Genomic DNA, 15,733 nt, shown 5'->3' on the forward strand with positions numbered 1-15,733 from the left:
TTCGCTCACGTTTATTTGGCGACCTTGTCGACCACCACGCCGGCGGCTCCGCCGACCGCCGCGCCGACCGGGCCGGCGACGACCGCGCCCGCGATCGCGCCGGTGGCGGCGCGCTGCTCCACATTGTGGCCGCAGGCGGCCAGCGGCGCCGCGAGGCCGGCGGCCAGGGCGGCGATGATGGTGAAGCGAACGGGGCTCATGGCGATGTCTCCGACGACCCTGTGCGGTCGATCGAAGGTCTAACGGTGAAGCTTGGCCGAAGGTTCCGGCCTCGCTCCGGCTCAGTTCGCCTGGTCGGCCTTGTTGACCACGGCGCCGGCGGCGCCGCCGACCGCGGCCCCGACCGGACCGGCGACGGCCGCGCCGGCGATGGCGCCGGTGGCGGCGCGTTGTTCACCATTGTGACCGCAGGCGGCCAGCGAGGCGGTGAGGGTGGTGGCGACAGCGGCGACAGCCGCAAAACGCAGGACGGTCATCACGTAATCTCCAATGGGCCGAAACGGCCGATCGGCAGGCTTAACGGCGGCGTTTGCCGGCCGGTTCCAGCAGCGCGGTTCGCCGGGTCATCCACAGGGGAATTATGCTGCGACGCAGCATTGTCTTGCGACTCGTATCGTTCTCGGTCATAAGCATCTCACTAGTGGGACCTCGGCCATATCGTGAACCGGCCGGTTCCTCCGCTCTCCAGGCTGTCCGGCGGGACCCGGAACCTGGAAAAGCGAGACGTACGGAGGGCGCATTGGGCCCTCGCCGCACAGGACACGAGTTCTTTGATTACCAACCTGCAGACGCGTGCTGACGCACGTGCGCTGTTCAGCGCAGCATTGGCAGGAGCCGCCGTCGGGCTGGTTCTGGGTGGATGCTATCTGGCCGGGGGGCTGTCCAGCGCCGCCGTCCGCCACAAGACCGTCACGCGTGTCGCCGACGCCGCGGGCGGCGCCTATTCCGACGTCGCCCTGATCAGCGCCCCGGGCGCCGACGCGGGCGCCCTGGCGCTGATGCGCCGCCGCGATTCCTCGCTTCCGGCCCCCGACCTCGAGCAGGGCCGGCAACTGGCTGTCCTCGACGACCGCCTGCAGCGCGCCGGTCCCGCCAACGCCCGCCTGCTGCTGCGCACCACCTTCGGCGGGGTCTACAACCCGGCCGCCGCGCCGTTCCAAGCCGCCGGCGCCCTGCAGGGCTCACGCGAACTCGAATGCCTGACGCAGGCCGTCTATTACGAGGCCCGGGGCGAAGGCCCGAACGGCCAGGCGGCCGTGGCCCAGGTGGTGCTGAACCGGGTGCGTCACCCGGCCTTCCCGAAATCGATCTGCGGCGTGGTCTTCCAGCGCGCCGGCCTGCGCGGTTGCCAGTTCAGCTTCACCTGCGACGGTTCGCTGAACAAGGCGCATGAGCGCCTGGCCTGGACGCGCGCCCAGCGCATCGCCAGCCGAGCCCTGGCCGGCGCGGTGATGGCCGACGTCGGCAACGCCACGCACTTCCACACCACCGGGGTCGCGCCGCAGTGGGGGCCGCATCTGCTGCGTGTCGCCCAGGTGGGCCTGCACGTCTTCTACCGCTTCGGTGGCCGCGCCGGTGCGCCGGACGCCTTCAACCGCATGCCGACGCCTTCGGACTCCGCGATGGATCAGGTGGTGGCCGAGGCCGCCGACGCCTCGGCGACGACGATCGCGGCCATGGTTCAGTCGGTGACTCCGATGGCGGCGGGCGGCATGGGCGGGCCGGCGACGGCCCCGACCGAGCCGGCCAACGCGCCGGCCGAGAAGGTCGAGGCCGCCAAGCCGCAGCCGGTCAACGTCGTAGCCGCGACGACGGCCAAGCCGCAGCCGGTCGCCATCCCGACCGTGGCGACGCCCAAGCCGCAGCCGGTCAGCGTCACGACCGTGGCGACGGCCAAGACCGCCGGGGCGTCCTAGAGGATCAGCCGATCCGCAGGCTGGTCATCGAGATGGCCGCGAAGACGTCGTCGTTGAAGAACGAGACCGGCTCGGTCGGCTGTTGCAGCGCCAGGGCGTAGAGCAGCGGCAGATAGTGCTCGGCGCTGTTGATCGACCACAGGGCGTCGTCGCCTAGCGTCTGGTAGTCGATCAGCGGCTGATGCTCGCCGCGCACGATCAGGGCCTTGGCCGCCTCGTTGAAACGCTCCGCCCACGGCGGGGCCTCCGGGCGGCGGAAGTCGGCGGCGCGCAGATTGTGGACGATGTCGCCGCTGGCGACGATCAGCACGCCCTCGTCCCGCAGGGGCGCCAGCCGCCTGGCGAGGTCGTAATGCTCCTGCGGTGTGCGGCGCCGGTCGAGGCTCAGCTGCACCACCGGTATGTCTGCGTCGGGATACATCGGCAGCAACACGCTCCAGGCGCCGTGGTCGAGACCGCGCGTCGGATGCTGCGTTACCGGCTCCGGCGCCAACAACTCGCCGACGCGTCGGGCCAGGGCCGGGTCGCCCGGCGCCGCATACTGCACGTCGAACAGCGCCTGCGGAAAACCGCCGAAGTCATGGATCGTGGCCGGCGCCGACGAGGCGGTGACCGCCAGGCCCACGGTCTCCCAGTGGGCCGAAACGCAGAGAACGGCCTTCGGCCTGGGCAGGTCGAGCGCCGCGGCGCGCCACGCGCGACGCCATGCGTTGTCCTCGATCGCATTCATGGGTGAGCCGTGGCCGAGGAAGAGCACCGGCATGGGAGAGGCGGGCATGGGCGGTCTTTCTGAAACCAATACAGTTACAGATAGGCTGTCTCCCGTATATATCAAGCTGGCGCGCGGCGGGCATTCGTGTACGACCACCGCCAATGCCTGACCTGACGACAGTTTCGCGTCGCCCGGCCGCATCCTGGCTTGGGCCGGCTTCGGCCCCGGGGCGAGGCGGCGCGCTCGACCTGCTGCGGTTCCTCGCCTCGATGCTGATCGTGCTGTTCCACTTCGGGGCGGAAGGGCCCCTGAAGCTGTGGTGGATGAACGACGCCTTCGCGCGCGGCTACCTGGCGACCGACTTCTTCCTGATGCTCTCCGGCTATGTATTGGGCCGCGCCTATGGGCCGGCGATCGTTTCGGGCCGCATCGGGCCGGGCCTGTTCTGGCTGCGCCGCGCGGCGCGCATCTGGCCCGGACACCTGGTCGTGCTCGCCGGCTTCGTCTTCTTCGTGCTGCTGATGACGGTGTTGTTCGGCAAGCCCTACAACCCGCCGCAGTTTCAATGGCGCGACCTCCTCCTGCAGATCTTTCTGGTCCACGCCTGGGGCTTTCCCGGCGGCGACGGCTGGAACCTGCCGAGCTGGTCGCTCTCGGCGCTGATCGTCTGCTACGCGGGCTTTCCGTGGCTGTGGCGCGGCCTGGCCAGGATCAGGTTCGGGATCGTTCCGCCGCTGCTCGGCCTGGCTCTGCTGGCGGGGTGCGATCTGCTGTCGCGCGCGTGGTTCGACCACCCGATCTACGACCTTACCTTCGAGGCCGGCGTGGGCCGCGCCATTCCGCTCTTCACCCTCGGCGTCTGCCTGGCCCGCGCCGTGGAATTGGGCTGGCCTTCGGAAATCTTCGCCCGACTGCTGTTCTGGGGCGGGATGGCGGTGTTCGTCGTCCTGCTGGGCCTGCCCCGGCACGACCTGCTGGCCACCCTGGCCCTGGTGGCCGTGATCCTCGGCGGCGGGCGGCTGCCGGTGAAGCACAGCTCACGCCTGGTCGAGCAGGGGGCCAAGATCTCCTTCGCCCTGTTCATCACCCACATCCTGTTCGGGGCCGTCTACTGGATGCTGGTGCATAACCTGATCTTCTACGTGAAGGTGCCGCTGGAGCTGCAATGGTCGATGTGGGCGGCGGCGTTCCCCCTGACCATCGCCTTCGCCTGGGCCTTCCACGTCTACATCGACCAGCCGCTGCAGAACCGGTTGGCGCCGTACCTGCGGCGGCCGGCGGCCGCGCCGACCGACGTCGCCCCCTGAACATGCGCCGCGGCCTGACGCCCTGTCTGGTCGTTGTCGCGACTCTGCTCGCCGCCTGCGCCACCTATTATGTGCCCCGGGAATCCGGTCGGTCGGCGGGCGTCGCCGCCATCGCCCGGGGCAATTCGGAACTTGCCCTGGCCCGCCTGATCGCCGACATGGACCCCGCCATGCTGGCCCTGGCCCGCCGGCACGATCCCGGGCTGAACCTCGGCGACGATTGGGGCCGGGCGCTGGGCTGGGCCAGCCTCGACATCCGCTCGACGCCGACCCTGGGCGCGCCGGTGCTGACCGCCGACGACGCCCGGCGGGTCAACGCCCTCAAACCCTTCAACTTTGACGCCATCCGCCCGGCCCCGCCGTTCGTGCTGGCCGCCCAGGGCGCCGAGCGCGATCGGGCCCTGCGCTGCCTGACCCAGGCGGTCTATTTCGAGGCGGCGACCGAGCCGTTGGAGGGGCGCCGCGCGGTGGCCCAGACGGTGCTGAACCGCCTGCGACATCCCGGCTATCCCAAGTCGGTCTGCGGAGTGGTGTTCGAGGGCGCGGCGCGGGCGACCGGCTGCCAGTTCAGCTTCACCTGCGACGGCTCCCTGGGGCAGGCCCCGATCCTCTCGCTGTGGGCCCAGGCCGAAGACGTCGCCCGGCAAGCCCTGGCCGGATACGTGGCCCGCGACGTGGGCATGGCCACCCACTACCACGCCGACTATGTGCTGCCGTACTGGGCGCCGACCCTGCTCAAGCTCGCGCAGATCGGGGCGCACATCTTCTATCGCTGGACCGGCCCGGCCGGGGAGCCGGGGGCGTTCAACGGGCGCTATGCCGGGGGAGAGAGCAATGTCTCGGCGGACATTCTCAACGGCGTCGATGAGCGCATCCAAGGCGCCGGCCTCGGCGCGCCGAGCGCTCCCGTGGCCGCGCAACCGGAGCGGATGGCGGGCGTCGAGGGCATGGTCAGCGTCGTCGCCGTGCCGGACCCGACCGCGCCGGGCGGGCAACGTCTGCAGCTCAGCGGCGCCATCGGCGGGCGGCGGATTCCGACCCCGGAAGAGGTGGCGAAGATCAACGCCCTGATCGACGCCAGGATCGCCGGCGCGGCCGCCGGCGGCTCCGAAACCGCGGCTCCGCCCGCCCCATCTACATTGCCGCCGGCGCCGTAAGCGTAAGTGTTCGTTTCTATGACCGGCCTGTCATGCGGCCGTCGAGAAACCTGCTATAGCGGCCGTGGGAGAGGAGTTCGTTCGATGGTCGCTGGCGTCGCCATTCGCGGTTCGCGCAGTCTGCTGAGGCAGATCCGCGAAGCCATGGCCAGCCAGCAGCCGGCCCAGGCCAAGCTCGACATGGTGGTCCGCATCATCGCCGCCTCGATGGTGGCCGAGGTGTGCTCGATCTACCTGCGCCGCGCCTCGGGCGATATGGAACTGTTCGCCACCGAGGGCCTCGACGCCACGGCCGTGCACGTCACGCGCATGAAGCCGGGCGAAGGCCTGGTCGGCGAGATCATGCGCCTCGGCCGGCCGCTGAACCTGTCCGACGCCCCGTCTCACCCGGCCTTCGCCTACCGCCCGGAAACGGGAGAAGATCCCTATCACGCCTTCCTCGGGGTGCCGCTGCTGCGCGGCGGGCGGACCATCGGCGTGCTCGTCGTTCAGAACCGCACCGAGCGGGCCTACGAGGACGAGGAGGTCGAGGATCTGCAGATCATCGCCATGGTGCTGTCCGAACTGGTCGGCGCCGGCGGGCTGATCGGCGCGGGCGAGCTCAAGGACATCGAAATCGCGCCCCACCGCCCGGAGCGGCTCAAGGGCGCTCGTTTCGCCGACGGCCTGGCCTACGGCGTGGCGGTGCTGCACGAGCAGCCGGTGGCGCCCGACGAGATGTTCTCGGACGACGCCCTGGCCGAGGACGCGCGCCTGAAGACGGCCATCGCGGGCCTGCAGGCTCAGATCGACGGCATGTTGGAGGGCGGCCAGGGCCTGGTCGGCGCGCCCTATGAGGTGCTGGAAACCTATCGCCTGTTCGCCCACGATCGCGGCTGGAATCGCGGCCTGGAGGAGGCGGTGCGCTCGGGTCTGACCGCCGAGGCGGCCGTCGAGCGCGTGCGCTCCGAGCATCGCGCCCGGCTGGGCCAGGCGCGCGATCCCTATCTGCGCGAGCGGCTGCACGATCTGGAAGACCTCAACGACCGCCTGCTGCGCCACCTGTCCGGCGATGGGGCGGTGGCGCGGGTGCTGCCCGAGAACGCCATCCTGATCGCCCGTAACCTCGGGCCGGCGGACCTGCTGGAATACGACCGCACTAAGCTGCGCGGCCTGTTGCTGGAAGAGGGCTCGCCCGCCAGCCACGCGGCCATCGTCGCCCGGGCGCTCGACATTCCCTGTGTCGGCCGGCTGTCGGGCCTGCGTGACCGGGTCAATGAGGGCGACAGCGTCGTCGTCGACGGCGAAAGCGCCGAGGCCTATCTGCGCCCGCGCCCCGACGTGGTCACCGCCATCGCCTCGCGAATGGAGGTGCGGGCCCAGCGCAAGGCCGAGTTCGCCCGGCTGCGCGACACGCCGGCCTTCACCCGCGACGGGGCCAAGATCACCCTCCTGATGAACGCCGGCCTGGCGGTGGATCTTGAGATGCTGCGCGAGGCGGGGGCCGAGGGCATCGGCCTGTTCCGCACCGAATTCCAGTTCATGGTGGCCGAGCAGATGCCGCGCCTGGAGGCTCAGACCGAGCTCTACGGCCGGGTGCTCGACGCGGCCGGCGCCATGCCGGTGACCTTCCGCACCCTCGACCTCGGGGGCGACAAGCTGCTGCCCTACATGGAGGCCGAGCGCGAGGAGAACCCGGCGCTGGGCTGGCGCGCGGTGCGCATGGGCCTGGACCGTCCGGCCCTGCTGCGCCTGCAGATCCGCGCCCTGCTGTGGGCGGCGAAGGGGCGGCCGCTGCGGATCATGTTCCCGCTGGTCTCCAGCGTCGACGAATTCCGCGCCGCCCGCGCCCTGGTCGACCAGGAGGTGAACTGGGCCCAGCGTCGCGGCCGGGCCGCCCCGTCGCGCCTCGACGTCGGGGCGATGGTCGAGGCGCCCGCGCTGCTCTGGCATCTCGACGCCCTGCTGCCGATGACCGACTTCGTCTCCGTCGGCACCAATGACCTGATGCAGTACCTGTTCGCCGCCGATCGGGGGAATCCCCGCGTGGCCGACCGCTACGACAACCTGTCGCCCCCCGCCCTGCGCGCCCTGAAGCAGATCCAGCAGGCCTGCGCCGACACCGGCACGCCGGTCTCGGTCTGCGGCGAGATGGCCGGGCGGCCGCTGGAGGCCTTCACCCTGGTCGCCCTGGGCTTCGAGGCCCTGTCGATGCCGCCGGCCGGCGTCGGCCCGGTGAAGCAGATGGTGCTGTCCTGCGATCGGGAAGCCGCTCGCCGCGGCGTGGAGGCCTTGCTCAAGGGCGCCGCCGGTTCCGTGCGCGGCGAAATTGAAACCTTGGCCAGAAAACTTTACGTCGCCGCCTAAGTTTTGCCCGAGTTGTTATAGACTTGGCTATACTGGCGCGACCGAATAGCACATTGGAATCTTGGGTTTAGTTTGTTAATCTAATGGTGCGATTCATGTTCTGCGCTCCGGGTGTGGGCGCCTCCGCCGGTCGTGCATGGCGGAAGTAAGGTCGGGGACCGGTAGCCATGGCGCTCGATATGGGCGGGGTTACAGCTTTGAACGCCGACGGCTCGTTGCGTGACGAGCCGCCGTCCATGCGTCCCATGCCCAGCCTCGATTACGGAACCGATGTCGGCGCGGCGCTGAAGGCGATCCGCGAGCACAAGGGTTTCAGCATCGCCAAGGTGGCGGACGCCACGCGCGTGCGACCGGCCTATCTGCTGGCGCTGGAGGACATGCGCCTCGAGGACCTGCCCTCGCGCCCCTTCACCGTCGGCTACATCCGCGCCTACGCCAAGGCCCTGGGGCTCGACGCCGACGCGGCGGTCAACCGCTTCCGCGCCGACGAGCCCGAGGCCGACGACAAGCTGCGCGCCCCGATCGGCGTTCGGCCCGAGAAGGACCCTCGGCTCGGCGTGATCATCGCCGGCGGCGTGCTGATCATCGCCGCCATCGTGCTGTGGAACGTCGCTCAGCGCGCGATCACCGCCAAGGCTCCCGACCACAAGGGCGAAATCGCCGAGACGCCGCAGTCGGTGGCCGCCAGCAATGCGCCGCCGTCGCAGGTGTCGCTCGGCGCGCCGCTGCCGGCGCCGGTCGAATCCACCACTCCGGCCCCCTACATCACGCCGGGCCTGGCCGACGCCGTCGCCGCCGGCGGCTCGGCCGACGCCGCGTCCGCCGCCGCCAAGGTGCGGGCCGCCGAGGCGGCCGCCATCGGCGTCATCCCGCCGGTCAACGTCGGTGCGCCGTTCAAGGCCGACGGCCAGATCTATGGTTCGACCCAGAACGCCTCGGCCGTGATGCTGCAGGCGCGCAAGGGCGCGGGCCTGGTGGTGCGCGGCGCCGACGGCTCGGTCTATTTCGCCCGCCAGCTCGCCGCCGGCGAGGCCTACCGCGTCCCGGCCGTGCCGGGCGTGCAGCTCGACGTTTCCGACCCGCAGGTGGTCGAGGTCTATGTCGGCGGCGTCCTGACCGGCCACCTGCCGGCGACGGTGACGCCGCTCAGCAAGATCGCCGTCCCGGCCGCGCCCAAGGTCGGCGGCTAAGGCGCCGCAGCCTCTTTAGCCGCTGGCCTTTAAGCCCTATGTTCGGCCCCGCATGAGCACCCAGGATCACACCCGCGTCCGCCCCTGGCGGATGATCGACCGGCGCAAGAGCCGCAAGATCCGCGTCGGCAATGTCGAGGTCGGCGGCGACGCCCCGATCACCGTGCAGTCGATGACCAATACGCTGACGGCCGACGCCGCCGCGACCATCGGCCAGATTCGTCAGTTGGAGGAGGCCGGCGCCGACATCGTCCGCGTTTCCTGCCCGGACGAGGAGTCCACGGCGGCGTTCAGGACCATTGCCCGCGAGGCCAAGGTTCCGCTGGTCGCCGACATCCACTTCCACTACCGCCGCGGCATCGAGGCCGCCGAGGCTGGCGCCGCCTGCCTGCGCATCAATCCGGGCAACATCGGCTCGCCCGATCGCGTGCGCGAGGTGGTGCAGGCCGCCAAGGATCACGGTTGCTCGATCCGCATCGGCGTCAACGCCGGCAGCCTGGAGCGCGAGCTGCTCGAGAAGTATGGCGAGCCCTGCCCGGACGCGATGGTCGAGAGCGCCCTCAACCACGCCCGTATCCTGCAGGATCACGACTTCCACGAGTTCAAGATCTCGGTGAAGGCGTCCGACCCCTTCCTTACCGTCGCCGCCTACCAGCAACTGGCCGACGCCATCGACTGCCCGCTGCACCTGGGCGTCACCGAGGCCGGCGCCCTGCGCACCGGCACGGTGAAGAGCGCCATCGGCATGGGCGGCCTGCTGTGGGCCGGCATCGGCGACACCATCCGCGTCTCCCTGGCCGCCGACCCGGTCGAGGAGATCAAGGTCGGCTTCGACATCCTGAAGTCGCTGGGCCTGCGCCACCGCGGCGTGAACATCATCGCCTGCCCCAGCTGCGCGCGGCAGGGCTTCAACGTGATCAAGACGGTGGAGATGTTGGAGGAACGCCTGGCGCACATCTCCACGCCGCTGTCGCTGTCGATCATCGGCTGCGTGGTCAACGGCCCGGGCGAGGCCCTGATGACCGACCTCGGCTTCACCGGCGGCGGCAAGGGCGCGGGCATGGTCTACATGGCCGGCAAGCCCGACCATAAGCAGGACAACGAAGGCATGGTCGACCACATCGTCGAGCTGGTCGAGAAGAAGGCCGCCGAGATGCAGGCGGCGGAAGCGGCTGCGAAGGCCGCCCCCGTGCTGGCCGCCGAATAGTGCGCCTCGTCCTCCCGATCATCGCCGCGATCGTGCTGACGCTCGCCCTGGTGCTGGCGCTGCTGCCGCAACTGCAGCCCGGCGCGCCGCGCGGCGTGAACCAGTGCTGGCAGCGCACCGCGACCGACCCTGTCGACTGGACCCTGATCGGCGACCAGGCCCAGAGCATCGAGGCCTGCGCCGGCTATCTGGAGGCCATCCGCACCGAGACGCTGAAGGCGCCGGAGCTCGTGGGCGGCTACCAGGGCTGGTACGTCATCGCCCGGCCGGACGGCATCTACTACACGCGCAACCTCAAGAAATTCCCGGTGCGGGCGCTGATCCACACCTCGGACGGCAAACTGGCCCAGCCCGGCCTGGTCGACGTCTGCTACGGCGGGCGCGGCGCGGACCAGAAGGTGGTCGCCGAGCGGCTGAAGCTCGGCGCCTGCGTCGAGGCCCTGTTCGACAAGGTCTGCCTGGCGGACGGCGAGGCGCGCTACGGGGCCTGGTCCGGCACCACGCTTCGATTGCTCAACGGCCGGGTGTCGCAGGCCGGCCGCGACCAGGTGTTCCGCGATCAGGTGGTGCAGCAACCGCCGGACTGCTCGCTGCCGATCGCTGACTAGCCCACACCCGACTAGAGCGCGCCAGGGTTAAGTGTGCGCGGTTAACCCGCCCGGGCGCGCTCTAAACAATAGAAAGTAGAGCCTTTTTCAACGGGCCAGATGATTCCATCTGGCCCTAAAAGGCTCTAGCGAAGTCCTGGCCGCGCAGGTAATGCAGCGGCCCTCACGGAATCTCTTGAACCCATGCGTCTCCCCCAGGCCCGTCTCGATCAGGTGCTCGACCGCTTCCGCGAGATCGAGGCCCGCATGGGCGCGGCCAGCGACGGGGCCGAGATCGTCAAGCTCTCCAAGGAGCACGCCGAGCTGCGCCCGGTGGTCGAGGCCGTCGACGCCCTGTCGCGCGCCCGCGCCGAGCAGCCGGACCTGGAGGCGATGGCGGCCGGCGACGACGCCGACATGGCGGCCATGGCCCGCGAGGAGCTGGAAGCGCTGAAGGAGCGCCTGCCGACCCTGGAGCGCGACGTCGCCCTGCTGCTGGCCCCGAAGGACAAGGACGAGAACGCTTCCGCCATCCTCGAAGTGCGCGCCGGCACCGGCGGCGACGAGGCCGCCCTGTTCGCCGGCGACCTGTTCCGCATGTACCAGCGCTACGCCACCACGCGCGGCTGGCGGGTGGAGATCGACAGCGTCTCCGAAGGCGAGATGGGCGGCTTCAAGGAAATCGTCGCCTCGATCACCGGCGACGGCGTGTTCGGCCGCATGAAGTTCGAGAGCGGCGTGCACCGGGTGCAGCGCGTGCCGGCCACCGAGGCGCAAGGGCGCATCCACACCTCGGCCGCCACCGTGGCCGTGCTGCCCGAAGCCGAGGACGTCGAGATCGAGATCAACGACGCCGACATCCGCATCGACACCTATCGCTCCAGCGGCGCCGGCGGCCAGCACGTCAACAAGACCGACTCGGCCGTGCGCATCACCCACCTGCCCACCGGCGTGGTGGTCACCTCCTCCGAGAAGAGCCAGCACCAGAACCGCGCCAAGGCCATGAAGAACCTCAAGGCCAAGCTCTACGACATGCAGCGCCAGGCGCTCGACGACGCCCGCTCGGACGCCCGCAAGAGCCAGGTCGGCTCCGGCGACCGCTCGGAGCGCATCCGCACCTACAACTACCCGCAGGGCCGGGTCACCGACCACCGCATCAACCTGACCCTCTACAACCTGCCGAAGATCATCGAAGGCGAAGCCCTCGACGACGTCATCGACCCCCTGATCGCCGAGGATCAGGCGGAACGGCTGGCGACGCTGGAGGACAGCTTCGACTAGGGCGGCGGGGCGAGGCCGTAGCTGCGGAACTCAAGGTCGATCGCCGGGCTTATCTTGCGGGCTGCGGCGAAGTCCGCTTCACCTCTTGCAGCATCACCATTGCGAACGTGGGCCAAGCCGCGACCGAACAGGGAAACCGGTAGGTCGGCGTTCTTCGCAAGAACCTTGTCGTAATCGGCGATCGCGTCGGTGTAGCGGCCAAGCCTTAGTTTCACGAAGGCCAAGCTGTCGCGATACGCGGTGACATCGCTGGCTCCTACAGCCTTCTCGCATTCGCCCAGCGCCTTCTCCAGCTGCAGGTTGACCGTAGCCCGCGTCCAGCAGGCGCTGTTCAGCGTGTTCGCATCTTCTGGATTGTCGGCGAGATGAGCGTCGACGATGCGCATGGCCTCCTCCTTGCGGTCGAGATGGGCCAGAACGGTGACGCGGGCCATGCCGCCGTTGACGTCGCCAGTCTCGGCGGCGGCGTCGTGACTGCGCAGCGCGTCGTCCCAGTGGTTTGTCAGGCCTTGTATGGCCGCTAGCATTAACCAGCTTGCCGGCTCGTCGGGCGCGGCGCGAACGCGTTGTTTCGCAAGCAGCAATGCCGCTTCGAGGTCGCCTCTCTGAATTTCCAGCGCATAGGCGGTATCCAGCATCGGGACGCTTGACGGATCCAGCTGCAAGGCTTGCGAAATTAAGCTCTTGGCCTTGTCTAATCGTCCTAACCTTTGGTCCGCTAAGGCGCGCATCGCCAGGGCGGCAGCCGGACTGGAGGTCTTGGTCGCCAACCGTGGGTCATCCAGCAGGGCGGCCGCTTCGTCCTTGCGATTCAATCGGCTCAGCAACTCGGCGCAATAGACCGCGTACTCTACCCCGCTGTCGGAAAAAGCGGCCTTGCCGGCATCGAGCACGCTGAGCGCTTGCGTCGCGTCCTTGTTCTCTCGGACCTTGTCCATGATCTCGCGCATGGGCTTCGGCCACGGTTCACTGCCTGGCCCGCTCAAGGTCGTCTGACTGTACAGGCTGCGCGGCACAGTGCTGAAAAGCGTTCCGTCAGGACGAGTGGTTTGCTCCTTGGGGATAGGCTTGCCATCTGGATTCCAGCGCAGCACGAAAACGGACGGCGAATAGCGACGCGCGCTTCCCGCATCCTTCGCCATTTGCGCCGCCGAAATCTCTTCTTCGACAGCCCGCGTACTGCGAACTGTGTAGATCGTATCGCGGAACTTCCAGCCCCAACGCGTGCGTTGCACGCCGGCTGAGCGCCAGTGTTGCGCGGAGCCGATCAGCGCATAGTTGTCCGACTTTGCCGGTAGGCGGACGACGGTCAGCCGACGCTCGTAGCCCGAACCGACGGCGTAGGGAGCGGAGGCATCCTGGTCCTCTGGCCGCAGCTTGATGCTCGTCGCGAAGAACGCCGTATCGGGGATTTCGTATTGCTTCGCTCCGCCCGTTGTACTCCGCACGTCCGGCGTGCCGTAGCCCTTAAGAACGAACAGGAGCGTGGAGTCCTCCGCGTCGAGGCGCCAACTAGCCTCTTTGAAATTCACCCATGCGTAGTTGTCGCCGTAGGTATCGATGACCGACCGCTGGACCTCGTTTCGGGTCTGGGCGGCGTAAGCTCGGGCGGCGGCGGCGGCCTCGTCGGTGCGCACAGTGACTTCGAGTTCTACCGGCACATCCTCGTCAAAGCCCTTCGTGCCATCGATGCGCAGAGTGTACTGAACATCGGGGCGAACCGGGCGCTCCGGCTTGATCGGTACGAGGTCCGATCCGGCCGCCATAAGCGGCAGCCCCCAGGCTAGGTCGGGCGTTCGCAGGCTGGCCAACGATGCGTCGCCGCTGCGCGTGCCGTCCAGCCAGTAGTCCTTGCCCGCGATGCTGGCCCGGACGATCACATGGTCGAAGGCAGCAGCCTTGGGCAGCAGCACCCGCAGCGCCTCACCGCCGTCCGTCAGCACAAGCACAGGGTCGGCCGCGATATCTAGGCCGTTCAGCATCGCCATCAGGAGCGCCGTCTTGGCCTTGCAGTCGCCGAAGCGGCGCCGCCATGTCTCGTCGGCGGTCGCGGGCACGAAGCCCTTTGCGTCCTGCTAATGGCGACATAACGAATCTGGTCCTCGACCAGCGTCAGGGCCAGGGCGGCGCGCTCCTCCTGGGTTTTGCCCGCCTGCCGGATACGGGCGATTTCGGCGTTCAGCGGGGAATTCGGTTCAAGGGTCGCCGCCTTGTCGTAGAGCGGGCGGAAGGCGGTCGAGGCATCCTGCCAACTCGCCAACTGGCTGACTTCGATGAGGCCCTTGGTCATGAACCGTACGGGCGCGCCTTCCAGCAGCTGAGGCCCCTTGAAGTTGGCGACTTCGAAATTGAGCTCGCCGCCGCCCGGCTTGCGCTCCAAGGTCGGTTTCGGCAGGTCGTCGCCCACCCGCCACGTGGGCTCCCGGCCTTCCCAGACAACCCGCGTCCGAGCCTTGGCGATGGCGCTTCTCGGCGAAAATGAATCCATCACGCCGTTGCGTCCGGCCAGCACCGCGTCGCCCTGGGTCTCGGTCGTGGCGAATTCCACGATATCGCCCACCCGTAGGTCGGCGATCTGCAGCGCCGCCGTCAGCCGGCCATCGAGCATCGACTGTTCGAGGCTGCGCTCGCGTCGAAGGATTTCGAACGTCTGCGACTTCAGCACGTCGGTCGTCTTGCCGTCGCGGATCACCTGAACGCGGTGCACCGTCAGGCTGCCCGTCGCCGGGTCCCACTCCTTGCCGATGCCTCCGATCGCGAGGCCATCGGAGGTTTCGATCTTGGCCCGCACGACACGGTAGGTTTCGATCCCCTTGGCCGTCAGCCGCGATTGCTCGTCCACGAGCAGCATTCGCAAGGGAGACTGGCCGTCGTCAGCGTCTGCTGCCTGGGGCGCAGCTGGGCCTTGAGGTTCCGCGGTGATCACCCACGCCGGCGGCGGCCCATACAGCACCTTGTCCGCCGCCCGCGCCGCGACCGGCGCCAGCGCCGCCACCACACTCAGAATAACAACCGACCGCACGCGAAGCCCCCTTCGTTCAACCGACGATAGTCAAGCTGACGCCGGTCCGCCAAGAGGCTTCGCGTGGGAGGCGCGCGTCAGCCCACCAGCGCCGGGATCGTCGCGCTGAGCGGGGTCGTCGGGCGGCCGATCAGCCGGGCGAGCTGGCCGCTGTCGTCGAACAGGGCGTCCTTGGAAATCGGGCCTTCCCAGCCGGCGATGGCGGCCGCAAGGCCTTCGGGCAGGCCGGCGCCGGTGAGGGCGGCGGCGTAGTCGGCTTCCGAGAGATTGGCGTAAGGAACGGTCTTGCCGGTGTGGGCCGAGACCGCGGCGGCGAGGTCGGCCAGGGTGAAGGCGTCGTCGCCCGCCAGTTCGTAGACCTTGCCGTCGTGGCCCGGTGTGGTCAGCACGGCGACGGCCGCCTCGGCGTAGTCGGCGCGCGGGGCGGCGGAGATGCGGCCCTCGCCGGACGCGCCGATCAGGGCGCCGTGGGCCAGGGCCCCGGCGATCCCGCCCGCGTAGTTCTCGGTGTACCAGCCGTTGCGCAGCAGGGTGTGGGGGATGCCGGAGGCGGCGAGGGCTGCCTCGGTGGCGCGGTGCTCCTCGGCCAGGCTGATGCCGGAGACGTCGGCCTTGAGCAGGCTGGTGTAGACGATACGCTTCACCCCGGCGGCCTTGGCGGCGGCGATGACGTTGGCGTGCTGGGCGGCGCGCTGGCCCACCTCGTTCGACGAGATCAGCAGCAGGGTGTCGACGCCGGCCAGGGCGGCGGCGAGGCCAGCGGGTGCCGTGTAGTCGAAGGCGCGGGCCTCCACGCCCAGGTCGGCGACCTTGGCTGGATCGCGCGCCAGGGCGACGATGGTCTCGGCGGGCGCGGCGGCCTTGAGCTTCTGAACGACGAGACGGCCGAGCTGGCCGCTGGCTCCGGTGACGGCGATGGTCATGATCCTGGTCCTTCCTTGAAACGACGCCGACCATCTAGGCCCCTTGCTTACTTTTCGTAAGTACGTACATTTGGGTTAGTATGGA

Annotated in this window: 14 protein-coding genes; 8 read left to right on the top strand and 6 right to left on the bottom strand. The window is 69.2% G+C overall.

Features of this window, described 5'->3' with window-relative positions; translation table 11 throughout:
- Positions 1-11 precede the first annotated feature (11 nt).
- Together ACFLIT_RS04310 and ACFLIT_RS04315 are read right to left on the bottom strand one after the other, a co-directional pair.
- Positions 12-200, bottom strand: a complete 189-nt coding sequence (locus ACFLIT_RS04310) for a hypothetical protein (RefSeq protein ID WP_479909964.1) — start codon at positions 198-200, stop codon at positions 12-14.
- An 81-nt stretch (positions 201-281) separates the two neighbouring features.
- Positions 282-476: a hypothetical protein gene (locus tag ACFLIT_RS04315; RefSeq protein WP_479909965.1), complete on the bottom strand. Its 195-nt coding sequence runs from the start codon at positions 474-476 to the stop codon at positions 282-284.
- Positions 477-824: 348 nt separating this feature from the next.
- Between ACFLIT_RS04315 and ACFLIT_RS04320 the strand changes: the two genes are divergently transcribed.
- The gene (locus ACFLIT_RS04320) at positions 825-1,916 is read left to right on the top strand and encodes a cell wall hydrolase (RefSeq protein WP_479909966.1); all 1,092 of its coding nucleotides are present in this window, start codon (positions 825-827) and stop codon (positions 1,914-1,916) included.
- Positions 1,917-1,920: 4 nt separating this feature from the next.
- Here the strand turns inward: ACFLIT_RS04320 and ygiD are convergent, their stop codons facing one another.
- Complete coding sequence (gene ygiD, locus ACFLIT_RS04325) at positions 1,921-2,694, bottom strand: 4,5-DOPA-extradiol-dioxygenase (RefSeq protein WP_479909967.1); 774 nt, start codon at positions 2,692-2,694, stop codon at positions 1,921-1,923.
- A gap of 95 nt (positions 2,695-2,789) precedes the next feature.
- Here ygiD and ACFLIT_RS04330 point away from each other — a divergent pair, with 95 nt between their 5' ends.
- The 7 genes from ACFLIT_RS04330 (at position 2,790) to prfA (ending at position 11,703) form a co-directional block, all read left to right on the top strand.
- The gene (locus tag ACFLIT_RS04330; RefSeq protein WP_479909968.1) at positions 2,790-3,935 is read left to right on the top strand and encodes an acyltransferase family protein; all 1,146 of its coding nucleotides are present in this window, start codon (positions 2,790-2,792) and stop codon (positions 3,933-3,935) included.
- A 2-nt stretch (positions 3,936-3,937) separates the two neighbouring features.
- A complete protein-coding gene (locus ACFLIT_RS04335) occupies positions 3,938-5,092 on the top strand; it encodes a cell wall hydrolase (RefSeq protein WP_479909969.1) in 1,155 nt (384 codons plus the stop codon).
- A gap of 84 nt (positions 5,093-5,176) precedes the next feature.
- A complete protein-coding gene (gene ptsP, locus ACFLIT_RS04340; RefSeq protein ID WP_479909970.1) occupies positions 5,177-7,438 on the top strand; it encodes a phosphoenolpyruvate--protein phosphotransferase in 2,262 nt (753 codons plus the stop codon).
- A 167-nt stretch (positions 7,439-7,605) separates the two neighbouring features.
- Positions 7,606-8,628 (top strand): RodZ domain-containing protein, encoded by a 1,023-nt coding sequence (locus ACFLIT_RS04345; protein ID WP_479909971.1) that lies wholly within the window; start codon positions 7,606-7,608, stop codon positions 8,626-8,628.
- Between the two features lie 52 nt (positions 8,629-8,680).
- Positions 8,681-9,835 carry a flavodoxin-dependent (E)-4-hydroxy-3-methylbut-2-enyl-diphosphate synthase gene (ispG, locus tag ACFLIT_RS04350; protein ID WP_479909972.1) on the top strand — a complete coding sequence of 385 codons (1,155 nt, stop codon included), beginning with the start codon at positions 8,681-8,683 and terminating at the stop codon, positions 9,833-9,835.
- Positions 9,835-10,443 (top strand): hypothetical protein, encoded by a 609-nt coding sequence (locus ACFLIT_RS04355; RefSeq protein ID WP_479909973.1) that lies wholly within the window; start codon positions 9,835-9,837, stop codon positions 10,441-10,443. Before ispG ends, ACFLIT_RS04355 begins: the two co-directional genes overlap by 1 nt.
- A gap of 183 nt (positions 10,444-10,626) precedes the next feature.
- Positions 10,627-11,703, top strand: coding sequence for a peptide chain release factor 1 (gene prfA / locus ACFLIT_RS04360; protein ID WP_479909974.1), 1,077 nt, complete (start codon positions 10,627-10,629; stop codon positions 11,701-11,703).
- Here the strand turns inward: prfA and ACFLIT_RS04365 are convergent.
- From ACFLIT_RS04365 to ACFLIT_RS04375, 3 genes are all read right to left on the bottom strand, one after another.
- Positions 11,700-13,760 carry a hypothetical protein gene (locus ACFLIT_RS04365; protein ID WP_479909975.1) on the bottom strand — a complete coding sequence of 687 codons (2,061 nt, stop codon included), beginning with the start codon at positions 13,758-13,760 and terminating at the stop codon, positions 11,700-11,702. The two genes, prfA and ACFLIT_RS04365, sit on opposite strands and share 4 nt — an antisense overlap.
- Positions 13,691-14,698, bottom strand: a complete 1,008-nt coding sequence (locus ACFLIT_RS04370; protein ID WP_479909976.1) for a DUF3857 domain-containing protein — start codon at positions 14,696-14,698, stop codon at positions 13,691-13,693. The genes ACFLIT_RS04365 and ACFLIT_RS04370 overlap by 70 nt, the downstream gene beginning before the upstream one ends.
- A gap of 104 nt (positions 14,699-14,802) precedes the next feature.
- Positions 14,803-15,648: an SDR family oxidoreductase gene (locus ACFLIT_RS04375; RefSeq protein WP_479909977.1), complete on the bottom strand. Its 846-nt coding sequence runs from the start codon at positions 15,646-15,648 to the stop codon at positions 14,803-14,805.
- Between the last annotated feature and the right edge of the window lie 85 nt (positions 15,649-15,733).

It is taken from the genome of Caulobacter sp. HJHS_5, from assembly GCF_056683955.1.

Bases quoted from the DNA above. Each gene is read 5' to 3' on its own strand.
- ACFLIT_RS04310 (WP_479909964.1), bottom strand. From the start codon at position 200: ATGAGCCCCGTTCGCTTCACCATCATCGCCGCCCTGGCCGCCGGCCTC.
- ACFLIT_RS04315 (WP_479909965.1), bottom strand. From the start codon at position 476: ATGACCGTCCTGCGTTTTGCGGCTGTCGCCGCTGTCGCCACCACCCTC.
- ygiD (WP_479909967.1), bottom strand. From the start codon at position 2,694: ATGCCCGCCTCTCCCATGCCGGTGCTCTTCCTCGGCCACGGCTCACCC.
- ACFLIT_RS04330 (WP_479909968.1), top strand. From the start codon at position 2,790: ATGCCTGACCTGACGACAGTTTCGCGTCGCCCGGCCGCATCCTGGCTT.
- ACFLIT_RS04335 (WP_479909969.1), top strand. From the start codon at position 3,938: ATGCGCCGCGGCCTGACGCCCTGTCTGGTCGTTGTCGCGACTCTGCTC.
- ptsP (WP_479909970.1), top strand. From the start codon at position 5,177: ATGGTCGCTGGCGTCGCCATTCGCGGTTCGCGCAGTCTGCTGAGGCAG.
- ACFLIT_RS04345 (WP_479909971.1), top strand. From the start codon at position 7,606: ATGGCGCTCGATATGGGCGGGGTTACAGCTTTGAACGCCGACGGCTCG.
- ispG (WP_479909972.1), top strand. From the start codon at position 8,681: ATGAGCACCCAGGATCACACCCGCGTCCGCCCCTGGCGGATGATCGAC.
- prfA (WP_479909974.1), top strand. From the start codon at position 10,627: ATGCGTCTCCCCCAGGCCCGTCTCGATCAGGTGCTCGACCGCTTCCGC.
- ACFLIT_RS04375 (WP_479909977.1), bottom strand. From the start codon at position 15,648: ATGACCATCGCCGTCACCGGAGCCAGCGGCCAGCTCGGCCGTCTCGTC.